The sequence below is a fragment of the Streptomyces griseus genome, assembly GCF_900460065.1.
In the GTDB taxonomy this organism is placed as follows: domain Bacteria; phylum Actinomycetota; class Actinomycetes; order Streptomycetales; family Streptomycetaceae; genus Streptomyces; species Streptomyces griseus.
This window is the reverse complement of record NZ_UAVD01000053.1, coordinates 1-14063: the sequence shown is the minus strand read 5'-3', so window position 1 is coordinate 14063 and position 14063 is coordinate 1. Positions and strand designations below refer to the sequence as shown.

Here is a 14063-nt window from a genome sequence, read left to right as displayed (position 1 = left end):
CCGCGACGTCATGATGACCCAGCCATTTCGCCACCGCGACCACATTTACGACGGACCGGTCAGCGGAGCCCACGACGGACGCGCGCCGGGGCGCGCCCGCCGGCGTCTCACCGGGCACCGAAGCGTTCCAGCAGGTCGGCCTTGCCGAACATCCGGGCGGTGTCCAGCGCGGACGGGGTTCCGGCGGCCGGGTCGGCGCCGGCGGCGAGCAGCGCGTCGACGACGGCGTCCTCGCCCTTGAAGACGGCTCCGGCCAGCGGGGTCTGGCCCCGGTCGTTGGCCCGGTCCGGGTCGGCCTCGCGGGCGACGAGGGCGGCGACCGTGGCGGCGTGCCCGTGGTAGGCGGCGAGCATCAGCAGCGTGTCGCCCCGGTCGTTGGTGAGGTTGGCGGGGACTCCGGCCTCGACGTACGCGGTGAGCGCCTCGGTGTCGCCGGCGCGGGCGAGGTCGAAGACCTTGGTCGCCAGCTCGACCACCTCGGGATCAGGGGTTTCGCTCATCGGACGGGCCGCCTTCCTTGACTGCCGCCGCGACGGTCGTCGCCGCGGTTGACCTGGTGGGGAGTACGGCACGGGTCCGTACGAGTGAATCGACAGGGTACTGGTCCCGGGCCCGCATGACCCGGCGCGGATACGGCGAGGGATCACCGCGGCTGATCCTGCCCGGCACGGACGAGGTGATGCCGCTTCTCGGGGACCTACTTCCGTGGGCCAGTCAAGTGAAAGCGCGGGATATTCACTCGATTGCACCTTTTGTCGTATAGATACTTCCCGTGATCCTGGAAGGACTCATGGTGACTGTCCCCTTCAACCAGGAGAGAACCGCTCATGATCCTTTCCATCTCGGGCGTGGTACTGCTCGCCATCGTCGTCTTCCTGTTCTTCAAGAAGGACGGGCTCAAGGCCTCCCACGCCATCGTCTGCGCCCTGTTCGGCTTCTACCTGGCCGGCACCGCCATCGCGCCGAGCATCACGGCGGGCGGGGCGAGCCTCGCCGGCCTGCTGGGCGGGATCAAGTTCTGACGCTCCGCAACCGCTCCCACCCCTTCAGGAGACCGACGTGGCCCGGCGACCACTCCCCCGCATTCTGAGCAGCGGCAGCGCTTCGATCACTCGCAGCAGAGAGATCGCGCGCACGGCCGCCGACAGCGCCACCGATGTCCTCCATCCGCTGATCACCGTGGTCCGCGGACTGCGGCTGCTGGCCGTGGCCGGCAGGCGGAGATGGGTCGCGACACCCAAGGAGCGGCGTGGCCCCAAGCTGCTCCTCGGCGCGGCCTGCGTGCTGCTGGTCGCACTCGTCCCCTACGGGCCGATCCTGGCCCTCGTCACGGTGATGGGCGCCGCCGCGTGGATGGGGCGGGAGCGGACCCCGGTGAGAACCGGACCCGACGACGCGGAGACCGCGCGCCTACGGTCGCTGTACGAGGCGCTCGTGCCGTACTTCTCGACGCCCGACGACCCCGATCCGCTGTTCGCCCACGGCGGCGACTGGGGCAAGGCCTTCGACGGGTACGCCTTCGACGCCGACGGGCGGCTCACCCGGCTGCGGATCTCCTACCCGGCGTACTTCACGGACGGCGAGCCGGCCGCCCGCGCCCGGATCGAGCAGTTGCTCCACACCAAGTCCGGCCGGGGCCGCGAGTACCACTTCGGCTGGGACGAGGAGGCCAACCGCCTCGTCCTGACCGTGCTCGACCCGCTCCCCACGACGATCGCCGCCCAGCGCTTCGTCACCGTCCCCGGCGAGACGGTGCTCGGCTTCACCGACCCGGACGCCGTCTCGCGCACCGTCCCCGTGCGCGACGGCGACGTGACACTGGACGCCTCGCCGGTGGTCTGGCGGACCGGCGGACGCTCCACCGAACCGCACCTGCTGGCCGTCGGGCACCCCGGCGGCGGCACCACGACCCTGATCCGTTCGATCGCCCTCCAGGCCCTCCGGGACGGCGACGTCATCGTCGTCGACGGCAGCGGTACCGGCGAGTACGGCGCCCTCGCCGGGCGCGGCGGCGTCCTCGCCGTGGAGTCCGGCCTCGGTGGGACGCTGGCCACGCTGGAGTGGGCGGCGCACGAGACGGAGCGCCGGCTGATCGCCGCCAACCGGGCCCGGCAGAGCGGCCACCCCGTGCCGGACGACATCCGGCGACCGCTGTGGATCCTGCTGGACCGCCCCGGCGCCCTGGGGCACCTCGCGGCGGCCGACGGCAGGCCCGACCCGCTGGAGCTGCTCCGGATCCCGCTGCGGCACGGCCGGGCCGCCCAGGTCACCGTGGTCCTGGCCGAGCAGTTCGACGCGCTGGACACCCTCACCGAGACCGTGCGGACCCACACGCGCGCCCGCGCGGTCCTGGGACCGGCCTCCCGCGAGCAGATCGAGGCCGTCCTCGCCGCCGAACCGCACACCACACCGCCGCCCGGGGTACCCGCGGGGCGCGGTTACGTCCGCCTCGGCGCGGGCCCGGTCCTGCGGCTCCAGGTGCCGGCCACCCCGGACCCGTACGACGACGCGACGAGCGACGCGCACCGGCAGGCGGTGCTCGACCTGCTGCCCGACCGGCACCCCCCGATGGAGACGGCTCCGACGCGGGAGCCCGCGGACGAGGGCCCGGCGACGGAGCAGGTCCCCGTCGCGGTGGAGGCGGTGGTCGGCGAGGCCAGGCAGTCCGGGCCGCTGGCGAAGGCGCAGCCGGCGGGCGCCGAGGGCTGACCGGGCGCGCCGGTGCGGGCGGCAGCGGACCACGGACGGTCCGCTCCCGCCCGCCGCCGTCCGCGCCGCGGGGCGTTCCGGGCGTCGCGGATCACCGGCCCCGGTCCGGCGGGACGCGCCCGGGCCCTCGAGCGCTGAGGCCCGGAAGCACTCAGGCCACGAAGCTGCGCGGGGCGTCGGCCCCGGCGCCCGCCCCGGAGCGCACCAGCTCCACCGCCGCCGCCAGTCGTACGGCCGCCTCGTCGGCGACCGGTCCGCCGACCGTGAACGGCAGCCGTACGTATCCCTCGAAGGCCCCGTCGACTCCGAAGCGGGGGCCCGACGGCACCCGGACTCCGACCCGTTCCCCGGCCACCGCCAGCCGCGATCCGGAGAGGCCCCCGGTGCGCACCCACAGCGTCAGACCGCCGCGCGGCACGGCGAACTCCCAGTCCGGCAGCTCCCTGCGCACCGCCGCGACCAGGGCGTCGCGGTTCTCCCGCGCCTGGCCGCGCCGGACCTCGACGGCCTGTTCCCAGCCGCCCGTGGTCATGAGCCAGTTGATGGCGAGCTGCTCCAGGACGGGGGTGCCCATGTCGGCGTAGGCGCGGGCGGCGACCAGGCTGCGGATGACGTCGGGCGCGGCGCGCACCCAGCCGATCCGCATGCCGGCCCAGAAGGCCTTGCTGGCCGATCCGACGGTCAGGACCGTGCTGCCCGCCGGGTCGAAGGCGCAGACGCGGCGCGGCATGTCGACGCCGGCGTCCAGGCGCAGTTCGTTCATGGTCTCGTCGACGACCAGGACCGTTCCGGCGGACCGGGCCGCGTCCACCAGGTCGCGGCGCTGCTGCTCGTCGGCGAGCGCGCCGGTGGGGTTGTGGAAGTCGGCCACCACGTAGGCGAGCCGGGGGGCGGCGTCCCGCAGCACCTGGCGCCAGCGGTTCATGTCCCAGCCGCCGAGCCCCTCCTCCATCGCGACCGGGACGAGGCGGGCGCCCGTCTCGCGCATCAGCTGGAGGATGTTGGCGTAGCTGGGGGACTCGACCGCGATCCGTTCGCCGCGGCCCGCGAAGAGGTGGCAGATCGCGTCGATGGCGCCCATCGCACCGGTCGTGACCATGATCTGCTCGGGCATGGTCGGGATGCCGAGCGCGGTGTAGCGGTCGGCGATCCGCTGCCGCAGGGCGGGCAGTCCGGCCGGGTAGTCGCCGTGCGTGTGGGCGTACGGAGGCAGTTCCTCCAGCGCCCCCTGGACGGCGCGGGTCAGCCAGGGCTCGGGCGCGGGCAGGGCCGCGCAGCCCAGGTCGATCATCGAGCCGAGCGACTCCGGCGGCAGCGGTTCGAGGCCGCGGGCGGGCAGCGGGTTGCCGGCCGGGACGGCGGTCCAGCTGCCGGCGCCGCGCCGGGACTCCAGGAAGCCCTCGGCGCGCAGCGCCTCGTAGGCCGCCGCCACGGTCGTACGGCTGACGGCCAGGGCGAGGGCCAGTTCGCGTTCGGCGGGGAGGCGGGCGGCGACCGGGACCCGGCCCTCCAGGACGAGCAGGCGCACCCCGTCGGCCAGCGCACGGTAGGCGGGCGGCTTCCGGCCGCCGGGTCCGGTGGGCCGGGCCTGCTGCGACCGGAGCTGCCGGGCCAGTTGGGCCGCCCCCACCGTCGATGTCCACTGCGCCATCGAAATCAGTCCACCTTCCTCGAATTGGCCATAGTTGGTGGCCGATCCCCTGCCACAGAGTGGCACGAAGCAGTCCACCACCACCACAGCAGGGGGCACGACGTGGCCAGGACCACTGACCGGAGCACCACTCACCTCACCCGGCGGCTGGTCCAGCTGTACGTCGGCCTGACGCTGTACGGGGCGAGCTCCGCGCTCCTGGTGCGGGCCGAGCTGGGCCTGGAGCCGTGGGGTGTGCTGCATCAGGGCCTCGCGGAGCTGACCGGGATGTCGATCGGCGTGGTGTCGATCGCCATCGGCGCGGTGGTGCTGCTGCTGTGGATCCCGCTGCGCCAGCGCCCGGGGCTCGGCACCGTCTCCAACGTCTTCGTGGTCGGGCTGGCGATGGACGGGACGCTCGCCGTGGTCGGCGACCTGGACGGGCTCGGGTTCCGCGTACCCGTGATGGCCCTGGGCATCGTGCTCAACGGGGTGGCGACCGGTCTGTACATCGCGGCCAGGTTCGGGCCGGGTCCCCGTGACGGGCTGATGACCGGGCTGAACCGGGTCACCGGGCGCTCCCTCCGGCTGGTCCGCACGGCGATCGAGGTGGCGGTCGTGGTGACCGGCTTCCTGCTGGGCGGCTCGCTGGGGGCGGGCACGGTGCTGTACGCCCTGGCCATCGGCCCGCTGGCCCAGTTCTTCCTGCGGATGTTCGCGCTCCCCGAGCCCGCCGGGCCGGGTGTCACCGTCGCCTCGGGCAGACCGTCCACCACCGCGCCGTCCGCCGGTTCCGGCCCCGTTGCCGACCCGGCGTCCGGGCAGGCCATACTGCCGCAGTGAATCCGAGCCACCCCTATCTGGACCACCCGGCGCCGATCGCCTTCGCCCATCGCGGCGGGGCGGCGGACGGCGTGGAGAACACCGCGACCGCCTTCCGCCGGGCGTCGGAGGCGGGCTACCGCTACTTCGAGACCGATGTGCACACCACGGCCGACGGCCGGCTGGTCGCCTTCCACGACGCGACGCTGGACCGGGTCACCGATGCCCGGGGGCGGATCTCCGCGCTGCCCTGGAGCGAGGTGCGCCGGGCCCGGGTCGGCGGCAGTGAGCCGCTCCCGCTTTTCGAGGAGCTGCTGGAGGAGTTCCCCCGGGCCCGCTGGAACGTGGACCTGAAGGCGGAGTCGGCGCTGGAGCCCCTGCTCGACCTGATCCGCCGCACCGATGCCTGGGACCGGGTCTGCGTCGGTTCGTTCTCGGAGGCCCGGGTGGCCCGCGCCCACCGGCTGGCCGGCCCCCGCCTGGCCACCTCGTACGGGGTGCGCGGCGTCCTGGCGCTGCGGCTGCGGTCGTACGGCGTCCCGGCGCCGCTGCGCGCGGGCGCGGTCTGCGCCCAGGTCCCGGAGCGGCAGGGCCCCGTGCCGGTGGTGGACGCCCGCTTCGTCCGTACGGCCCACGCGCTCGGGCTCCAGGTGCACGTCTGGACGGTGAACGAACCCGACCGGATGGCGGCGCTCCTGGACCTCGGCGTGGATGGCATCATGACCGATCACATCGAGACGCTGCGTACGGTGCTGAGCGAGCGGGGGGCATGGTCCTGACGCCCGGGCCGTCCACGGCCACAGGGGACGACCGAGGGGGCGCGGCTTGAGCACCGGGACCACAGGCAAGGCCGATCCGTCCGGGCAGCCGCCGGAGGACGGGACGGCGGCGGCCCGCAGACGCGAGCAGCACGGCTGGTACTTCTACGACTTCGCGTGCTCCGTCTACTCCACCAGCGTGCTGACCGTCTTCCTCGGTCCGTATCTGACGTCGATCGCCAAGGCGGCGGCCGATCCCGACGGCTTCGTGCACCCGCTGGGCATACCCGTGCGCGCGGGCTCGCTGTTCGCGTACTCCGTCTCGGCCTCCATCGTGGTGGCCGTGATCCTGATGCCGATCGTGGGCGCGGCGGCGGACCGTACGGGGCGCAAGAAGCCGCTGCTGGCGGCCTCCGCCTACACCGGGGCGGCGGCGACGGCGGGGATGTTCTTCCTGGACGGCCACCGCTATCTCCTGGGCGCGTTCCTGCTGATCGTGGCGAACGCCTCCATCTCGGTGTCGACGGTCCTGTACAACGCCTACCTCCCGCAGATCGCCGAGCCGGAGGAGCGCGACGCGGTCTCCTCGCGCGGCTGGGCCTTCGGCTACACCTCGGGCGCCCTCGTCCTGGTCCTCAACCTGGTCCTGTACACCGGCCACGCCTCCTTCGGGCTCTCCGAGTCCGACGCGGTGCGGATCTGCCTCGCCTCGGCCGGTCTGTGGTGGGGCGCGTTCACGCTCGTACCGCTGCGCCGGCTGCGCGACCGCCGGATCCCGCCGGGCGGCGAGGGAGCGGTCGGGTCCGGGTGGCAGCAGTTGAGGGCGACCCTGCGCGACATGCGGCGCCACCCGCTGACGCTCTCCTTCCTGCTCGCGTATCTCGTCTACAACGACGGGATCCAGACGGTGATCTCGCAGGCCTCGCTGTACGGCTCCGAGGAGCTGGGGCTCGATCAGACGACGCTGATCGTCGCCGTGCTGCTGGTGCAGGTCCTGGCGGTGGCGGGGGCGCTCGGGATGGGGCGGCTCGCCCGGACGCACGGCGCGAAGCGCACCATTCTGGGATCGCTGGTGATCTGGACCCTCATCCTGATCGCCGCCTATCTGCTGCCCGCCGACGCTCCGGCGTTCTTCTTCGTCCTGGCGGCGGCGATCGGCCTGGTGCTGGGCGGCAGCCAGGCCCTGTCGCGGTCGCTGTTCTCGCACCTGGTGCCGCGCGGCAAGGAGGCGGAGTACTTCTCCGCGTACGAGTTGAGCGACCGCGGACTGAGCTGGCTGGGCCCCCTGGTCTTCGGTCTGGCGTACCAGCTGACCGGAAGCTATCGCGACGCGATCATCTCGCTGATCATGTTCTTCGCCCTCGGCGCGGTGCTGCTCGCGCGGGTCCCGGTGAGGCGTGCGGTGGAGGCCGCGGGCAACCCCGTGCCGGAACGGATTTAGACGTTGAAGTCAAAGGGCGGTAGTATACGTCTTTGGCCTGCCCGGGAGGACCGTTACTGCCAGTGGAAGCGGTTCAACCGTTGAGTGACAACTTCCATCAGAGGTGACAAACCGGGCATGCGTGGGTACTCAACCCAGACAAAGCAGCGGCACGACGGGCGACGCATGACCGGTAACGGGAATCTTTGCCGCCGACCGGACGTTGACCGGATGACGACGACAGCGACATTTTGTCCTGTGGGCGACAAGCCCGGGAGGCACGATTCATGAGTGAGCGAGCTCTCCGCGGCACGCGACTTGTGGTTACCAGCTACGAGACGGACCGCGGCATCGATCTGGCCCCGCGCCAGGCGGTGGAGTACGCATGCCAGAACGGACATCGATTCGAGATGCCGTTCTCGGTAGAAGCAGAGATTCCGCCGGAGTGGGAGTGCAAGGCGTGCGGCGCCCAGGCACTCCTGGTGGACGGGGACGGCCCCGAAGAGAAGAAGGGCAAGCCGGCGCGCACGCACTGGGACATGCTCATGGAGCGGCGCACCCGCGAGGAGCTGGAGGAGGTGCTGGCCGAGAGGCTGGCGGTTCTGCGCTCCGGAGCCATGAACATCGCCGTGCACCCGCGGGACAGCAGGAAGTCTGCCTGACCGCGTAGTACCGCACAGCAGCACAGCACAAGAGCCGCGGGCCGTGACACCGAACAGGTGTCACGGCCCGCGGCTCTTGTGCGAGCGGCACGCCCGGATCGGCGGCACACGCCGAGGCGGCTCACGCCGGCAGGGCTCCCCGGCGGGCGGGGAGCCTGCCGTCAGGGCGTGAGAGGCGGGCGGGGGCCCCTGGGGTCGTCGTCGGGCCCGGAGGGCGCCTGGGAGCCGTCCTCGCGGATGACCTCGCCCTGGACCACCTTTCCGTCCGGCCGGTACATCCTGGCCTGCTGGAAGGCGTCCGACAGGCCCCCGGGCGTCGCGGCCCGCATGCGCCGTTCGAGGGAGCGCTCCGCGTACCGGCTGATCATGGTGCGCACCGGCGGCACCAGCAGGATCAGCCCGGCCGCGTCCGAGATCAGACCGGGGATCAGGAGCAGCAGTCCGCCCAGCATCAGCAGCCCGTTGCCCCGGGAGCCCTTGCCGCCCGCGGGGGCCGCCGGCGGCGTGGCCGGAGCTCCGGGCTGCCCCGGCATCTGCTGGAGGGTCTCGGTCAGGTTCTTGAAGGCGCGCCGGCCCGCGCTCTTGATGACCACGGCGCCGAGCGCGGCCCCGGCCACCAGGATCAGCAGGACGACGAGGCCGCCGGCGGCCGAGGCGACCAGGGTCAGGAGCCAGACCTCCAGGACCAGCCAGGCGGCCAGGGCCAGCGGCAGGAATCTACGGGCGCGCGAGCGCCGGGGACGGGTCGGGGGCGGAGTGCCGGTCGTCATGTCCCCAGTGTGCCTGTCCGAGCGTCCAAGCGGCGTAAGGGGGTGATCATGATGCCGGCCGGACGCATCCCGTCCGCGCGGTCCGGAGCGTCGGCGTTCGCCGGCCCCGGGCCTCAGGGGGTCTTGCGCCCCAGGACCTTGTTCGCACGGGAGGTGATGCCCCAGCCGGTCACCCGCCACAGCGCCTCGACGAGGATGTCCCGGCTCATCTTGGAGTCGCCGATCTCCCGGTCGACGAAGGTGATGGGGACCTCGACCACGTGATAGCCCGCCTCGACCGCGCGGCGGGCGAGGTCCACCTGGAAGCAGTAGCCCTGCGAGGCGACCTCGCCGAGCCCGAGGCCGTTCAGCGTCTCGGTGCGGAAGGCCCGGTAGCCGCCGGTGACGTCCCGGACGGAGAGGCCGAGGGCGAGCCGGGAGTAGAGGCTGCCGCCGCGCGAGATCACCTCGCGGCTCTTGGGCCAGTTGACCACGCGGCCGCCCGGCACCCAGCGGGATCCCAGGACCAGGTCGGCGCCCTTCAGCGCGGTGAGCAGCCGGGGCAGCTCCTCGGGCTGGTGGGAGCCGTCCGCGTCCATCTCGACGAGCACGCCGTAGCCGTGCTCGGAGCCCCAGGCGAAGCCCGCGAGGTAGGCGGCGCCGAGCCCCTCCTTGCCCTTGCGGTGCAGGACGTGGACCTGGTCGGCGGCCGCGGCGATCTCGTCGGCAGCCTTGCCGGTGCCGTCGGGGCTGTTGTCGTCGGCCACCAGGATGTCGGCATCCGGGACGGCGGTGCGCACCCGGTCGACGATCGGCCCGATGTTCTCGACCTCGTTGTAGGTCGGAATGATCACCAGAACCTTGCCGAGCGGGCCGAACTGCCTCTGACCGCCGTCGTTCACTACTGCCCCTTAGAGTCCGTACACAGGGGGACACCATATCCAGCACAGCGCCGTCGGGCGCCGACGCGGTCGCACGGGCGCGCGGCGCGGCGCGGACAGAACCGTGGAACTGCGGACAGAACACGGGCCCGGGACGCGGAGCTCCCTCCGGGAGAAGACGCGGAAGGGGACGCGGGAGGGCGTCGGATGGTTCGGATCGGGGCCCGGCGCCCTTCGGGCCGACCTGGGACCCGCTGGCTGCGGGTCGACCGAAAGCCGTTGTCTACTGAACGTCCGGGCCCCACCCGGATCCCACCCTCCGTCCGGCCGAAACCTTCCCTCGCCCCCGAGGCGCGGGCGCTGAACCTGGCTGTCGGCGGTGGTGGGCCGGTGCGGCACACCACCTCATGACCCAGCGGCGTTCGACGACTGCGTGGAGGTTCGACCGGGCGGACGTCCTGTGGTGGACCTGGCCGAACCTACCGGCCCGTGGGCGCTTTCTGTCAACACCCGTGCGACCTGCGTCTTTTTCCGGAATTGCCTGGTCAGTGCAGAAGGGCCGCAGGTCGCGGACGAGCGATCGGGCCATCGATCGGCGGTACGAAATGTCCCGACGTCACTCGTTCGGTCGCACGTAGACCGTTTGTCCGAGGACCACGGTCCGCAGGCAGACGGGGAGGTCGGCCCCGGGGGTGAGGTCCGGCAGGCCGGGCGTGCCGGACCGGGGGTCGGTGGACCAGCGGGCGACCCGGTCGTCGGGGGCCTGGACCAGGAGTTCGGCGGTGCGCCAGACGGCGTAGTCGGCCGGGGCGCCGGGCACCAGGAGGCCCGCGTCGTCGCGGCCGACGGCCCGCCAGCCGCCGCGGGTGTGCGCGGTGAACCCGGCGCGGACCGAGACGCGGTGCTCCGGGGTGCGGTGGTGGGCGGCGGCGCGGACCGTGCCCCAGGGGTCGAGCGGGGTGACCGGGCTGTCGGAGCCGAAGGCCAGGGGCACGCCGGCCCGCAGCAGCGCCGCGTAGGGGTTGAGCGTGGCGGCCCGCTCCGCGCCGAGGCGCTCGGCGTACATCCCCTCGGGCCCGCCCCAGGCGGCGTCGAAGGCGGGCTGGACGGAGGCGGTGAGGCCCAGTTCGGCGAAGGCGGCGATCGTCTCGGGGGTGAGCATCTCGGCGTGTTCGACGCGGTGCCGGGCGGCCCGGACGCGGTCGAGGCCGAGCACCTCCGCGGCGGCCCGGATCCCGTCCACCACGGCGGTGACCGCGGCGTCGCCGATGGCGTGGAAGCCCGCCTGGAGGCCCGCCTCGGTGCAGGCGGTGACGTGGGCGGCGATCCGGGCGGCGTCCAGGTGGGCGGTGCCGGTGTGCGGGTCGTCCGCGTAGGGCCGGTGCAGGCAGGCGGTGTGCGAGCCCAACGAGCCGTCGACGAACAGGTCGCCGGCCGCGCCGATCGCGCCGAGTTCGCGGATGCGCCGGGCGCCCTTCTCGTCCGCGATCTCCTCGGCCCAGAGGCCGAGGACGCGCGGCCCCGGCCGGTCGGCGGCGAGCGCGAGCAGCGAGGTGAAGTCCTCCTCGTCGGAGATCTCCGGCCCCCCGCACTCGTGCACGCTGCCGATGCCGAGGGAGGCGGCGTGGTCGAGGGCGGCGCGCTGCGCGGCCGCCCGCTGGGCGGCCGGGAGCGCGCTGTGGGCGGCGGCCCGTACCGCGTGGTGGGCGTCGCCGGTGAGCGGAGCGTCGGGGTGGTAGCCGGTCATCGCGGTGACGCCGGGGACGAGGTCGAGCAGGGCCGTCGTGACGACCGCGGAGTGCACGTCGATCCGCGGCAGGTACAGGGCCCGGCCGCCGGCCGCCTCGTCGAGCTCGGCGCGCGAGGGGTGGCGCCGCTCGGGCCAGCGGGCGGCGTCCCAGCCGTGTCCGAGCAGAACGTCCCCGGCGGAGCGCCCCTTCGCGAACGCACGGACGAGGCCGAGGGCCTCGGACAGGGTGCGGGCGCCGGAGAGGTCGAGCCCCGTCAGCGCCAGGCCGGTGGCGGTGGTGTGCACATGGGCGTCCGTGAACGCCGGGGTGACCAGGGCGCCTTCGAGGTCGACCACCTCGTCCACGCCGCTCGCGAAGGCGTCGGCGGCCCCCTCGGACCCGACCCAGGCGACATGCCCGCGTTCGACGACCATCGCGGTGGCGAACGGGTCGGCGGGGCTGTGGACGTCTCCACCGCGCAACAGCACGGTGCGGTGTTCGGGGGCGCTCTGGGGGGCGGTGCTCTGGCTCATGGGACCAGTCTCGCGCCTGTCGGCCGCGGCCCGGCCCCCGGCCCCCTCCGGCGGGCGGCCCGCCGCTCAGATCCGCGGGGGCCGGGCCTCGTACGGTGTGGAGAGGACGACGGTGGTCCGGGTGGACACGCCGGCGAGCGTGCGGATCCGGGTGAGCAGGTGCTCCAGCTCCAGCGGGGTGGCCACGCGCACCTTGAGGATGTAGTTCTCGTCCCCGGCGACGCTGTGGCAGGCCTCCAGTTCGGGCACCCCGGCCAGCCGTTCGGCGATGTCGTCGGGCGCGCTCGGGTCGAACGGCTTCACCGAGATGAACGCGGTTATGGGCAGCCCGACGGCCTCGGGGTCGACGACCGCGGCATAGCCGCGGATCACCCCGCGCTGCTCCAGTCGGCGGACGCGCTGATGAACCGCCGACGTGGACAGGCCCGTGGCCTTGCCCAGGTCGGTGTAGCTCATCCGCCCGTCCCTGACGAGCAACTCAACGATCTGACGGTCCAGCTCCTCCATGTGGATCAACCTATGGCCCCGGGCGCCGCTCGGCACAGTCGCGCGGGTCACGGTTCGGCACCTGCGGGCCGCATGTGACGAACGCCACATGCTCGGGGGTCGGTAGCGGGCCGCCTCGCGGTTATCGGTGATGCGCGGAGGGAAGTGCTTGCTGTGGTCGAGGCCGTGGCGCCTTGTCGGCCCACCCGAGGGGGGAATTTCCATGCAGAGCCTGAAGCTCACCGAACGCACCGAACCGGAGCCTGTCGATCCGGACGACGACGGTAGCGCCGACGCGTACGACATGTTCGAGATGGTCCGGGTGGTCTGCCCGGACTGCGCCCAGCCCATCGCGCTGCTGGCCGAGGAGGACGTCCTGCCGGAGCACGCCCGGTGCCCCACGCCGTGGAACCCCTTCGTCCTCACCGTCTGCGCCGGGACCGGCCGCGGCGTGGGCGACGCCACGCCCGCGGACGAGACGCTGGAACTCCAGGAGCAGGAGGCGGGGCTGCTGTTGACGCTCCCCCAGGGGCTCGACTGGCGGATGCAGCCCTTCTCGCACGCCGGTGGCCCCGGCTCCCGTCCGCTGCGCGTGCCGAGGATGCGGCGCGAGGCCGCCTGACACCGTACGCCCTGCCCAGCACCACGTCGGCCCGCCCGCCGTGGTGCCCGAGGCACCGGATCCCGCGGCCATCCGCGACCGGGTTCGGGCGCCCGCGAACGAGCGCTCGAATCGGCGCGACAGTGACCCCGGCCCGCCCCGCCGCGTTGGCCCCGTATGACCACGCTGCACGCAACAGTCGGTCCGTCTCGCCGTCGTCTCGCCGCGCCCGCCCCCGAAGAATCGGTTCAGCGGCCGGGCGCGCCCGCACGGCCGCTGCCCCGCTCCACGGGGAGCTCGCCCCTGGGCGCCCCCGTGGACCCGCCGATCTACGGGGCGCTGCTCCGGCAGTGGGAGAGCGAGGGCCGCACCCTGCCGGGCCGCCGCGACCCGGAGTGGCACCGGGGCGCGGCACTGCCCCCGTGGCCCGAGGCGCCGCCGCGGTTCAGCGGGTCTCGGGACCCGCGAGGTGGCGCGCGATGACCATGCGCTGGATCTGATTGGTGCCCTCCACGATCTGGAGCACCTTCGCCTCGCGCATCAGCCGCTCGACCGGGAAGTCGAGCGTGTAGCCGTAGCCGCCGAGCACCTGGACGGCGTCGGTGGTCACCCGCATGGCCGCGTCCGTGCAGAACAGCTTCGCCATGGCGGCCTGCCGGGAGAAGGGCTCCCCCGCGTCCCGCAGCCGTGCCGCCTCCAGATACAGCGCCCGGCCGGCCTCGATCTGGGTGGCCATGTCGGCGAGCATGAACCGCAGCCCCTGGAAGTCCGCGATGGGACGGCCGAACTGGCGCCGGTCGGTGGCATAACGGACGGCCTCGTCCAGGGCGGCCTGGGCGAGGCCGATGGCGCACGCGGCGATACCGAGGCGCCCGGAGTCGAGCGCGGACAGGGCGATGGCGAAGCCCTGGCCCTCCTCCCCGATGCGCCGGTCGTCGCCGACCCGGACGCCGTCGAAGTGGAGCTGGGCGGTGGGCGAGCCCTTCATCCCCATCTTCTTCTCGGGGACGGCGGCGTTCAGACCCTCGGCGTCGCCGGGGACGAGGAAGGCCGTGATGCCGCGGGGGCCCTCGACGCCGGTA

Annotated in this window: 14 protein-coding genes; 7 read left to right on the top strand and 7 right to left on the bottom strand. The window is 73.5% G+C overall.

Annotation, left to right across the window (positions count from 1 at the left end; translation table 11 throughout):
- Positions 1 to 107 precede the first annotated feature (107 nt).
- The gene (locus DTB53_RS33550; protein WP_003970433.1) at positions 108 to 500 is read right to left on the bottom strand and encodes an ankyrin repeat domain-containing protein; all 393 of its coding nucleotides are present in this window, start codon (positions 498 to 500) and stop codon (positions 108 to 110) included.
- Positions 501 to 827: 327 nt separating this feature from the next.
- Between DTB53_RS33550 and DTB53_RS33545 the strand changes: the two genes are divergently transcribed.
- Positions 828 to 1022, top strand: coding sequence for a hypothetical protein (locus tag DTB53_RS33545; protein ID WP_003970432.1), 195 nt, complete (start codon positions 828 to 830; stop codon positions 1020 to 1022).
- 37 nt (positions 1023 to 1059) lie between these two features.
- Entirely contained in the window at positions 1060 to 2709 is a 1650-nt protein-coding gene (locus DTB53_RS33540; protein ID WP_012381720.1) for a membrane protein, read from the top strand.
- A gap of 151 nt (positions 2710 to 2860) precedes the next feature.
- Here DTB53_RS33540 and DTB53_RS33535 read toward each other — a convergent pair whose 3' ends face one another.
- Positions 2861 to 4360 carry an SCO1417 family PLP biosynthesis transcription factor gene (locus DTB53_RS33535; RefSeq protein ID WP_012381719.1) on the bottom strand — a complete coding sequence of 500 codons (1500 nt, stop codon included), beginning with the start codon at positions 4358 to 4360 and terminating at the stop codon, positions 2861 to 2863.
- Between the two features lie 102 nt (positions 4361 to 4462).
- Here DTB53_RS33535 and yczE point away from each other — a divergent pair, with 102 nt between their 5' ends.
- The 4 genes from yczE (at position 4463) to DTB53_RS33515 (ending at position 8001) form a co-directional block, all read left to right on the top strand.
- Complete coding sequence (yczE, locus tag DTB53_RS33530) at positions 4463 to 5182, top strand: membrane protein YczE (RefSeq protein WP_012381718.1); 720 nt, start codon at positions 4463 to 4465, stop codon at positions 5180 to 5182.
- The gene (locus tag DTB53_RS33525) at positions 5179 to 5940 is read left to right on the top strand and encodes a glycerophosphodiester phosphodiesterase family protein (RefSeq protein WP_003970428.1); all 762 of its coding nucleotides are present in this window, start codon (positions 5179 to 5181) and stop codon (positions 5938 to 5940) included. The genes yczE and DTB53_RS33525 overlap by 4 nt, the downstream gene beginning before the upstream one ends.
- A gap of 46 nt (positions 5941 to 5986) precedes the next feature.
- Positions 5987 to 7360, top strand: a complete 1374-nt coding sequence (locus DTB53_RS33520) for an MFS transporter (RefSeq protein ID WP_003970427.1) — start codon at positions 5987 to 5989, stop codon at positions 7358 to 7360.
- A 266-nt stretch (positions 7361 to 7626) separates the two neighbouring features.
- A complete protein-coding gene (locus tag DTB53_RS33515; protein ID WP_003959706.1) occupies positions 7627 to 8001 on the top strand; it encodes an RNA polymerase-binding protein RbpA in 375 nt (124 codons plus the stop codon).
- 161 nt (positions 8002 to 8162) lie between these two features.
- Here DTB53_RS33515 and fxsA read toward each other — a convergent pair whose 3' ends face one another.
- From fxsA to DTB53_RS33495, 4 genes are all read right to left on the bottom strand, one after another.
- A complete protein-coding gene (fxsA, locus tag DTB53_RS33510) occupies positions 8163 to 8771 on the bottom strand; it encodes an FxsA family membrane protein (RefSeq protein ID WP_012381717.1) in 609 nt (202 codons plus the stop codon).
- A gap of 113 nt (positions 8772 to 8884) precedes the next feature.
- Entirely contained in the window at positions 8885 to 9652 is a 768-nt protein-coding gene (locus tag DTB53_RS33505) for a polyprenol monophosphomannose synthase (RefSeq protein ID WP_012381716.1), read from the bottom strand.
- Between the two features lie 595 nt (positions 9653 to 10247).
- Positions 10248 to 11894, bottom strand: a complete 1647-nt coding sequence (locus tag DTB53_RS33500; RefSeq protein WP_012381715.1) for an amidohydrolase — start codon at positions 11892 to 11894, stop codon at positions 10248 to 10250.
- Between the two features lie 66 nt (positions 11895 to 11960).
- Entirely contained in the window at positions 11961 to 12401 is a 441-nt protein-coding gene (locus DTB53_RS33495) for an Lrp/AsnC family transcriptional regulator (protein ID WP_003970423.1), read from the bottom strand.
- Positions 12402 to 12603: 202 nt separating this feature from the next.
- Between DTB53_RS33495 and DTB53_RS33490 the strand changes: the two genes are divergently transcribed.
- Positions 12604 to 13002, top strand: a complete 399-nt coding sequence (locus DTB53_RS33490; protein WP_003970422.1) for a hypothetical protein — start codon at positions 12604 to 12606, stop codon at positions 13000 to 13002.
- 424 nt (positions 13003 to 13426) lie between these two features.
- On the opposite strand, the gene DTB53_RS33485 is transcribed toward DTB53_RS33490, so the two are convergent.
- Positions 13427 to 14063: acyl-CoA dehydrogenase family protein (locus DTB53_RS33485; RefSeq protein WP_256656864.1), on the bottom strand; the 637-nt coding region annotated here is incomplete at its 5' end.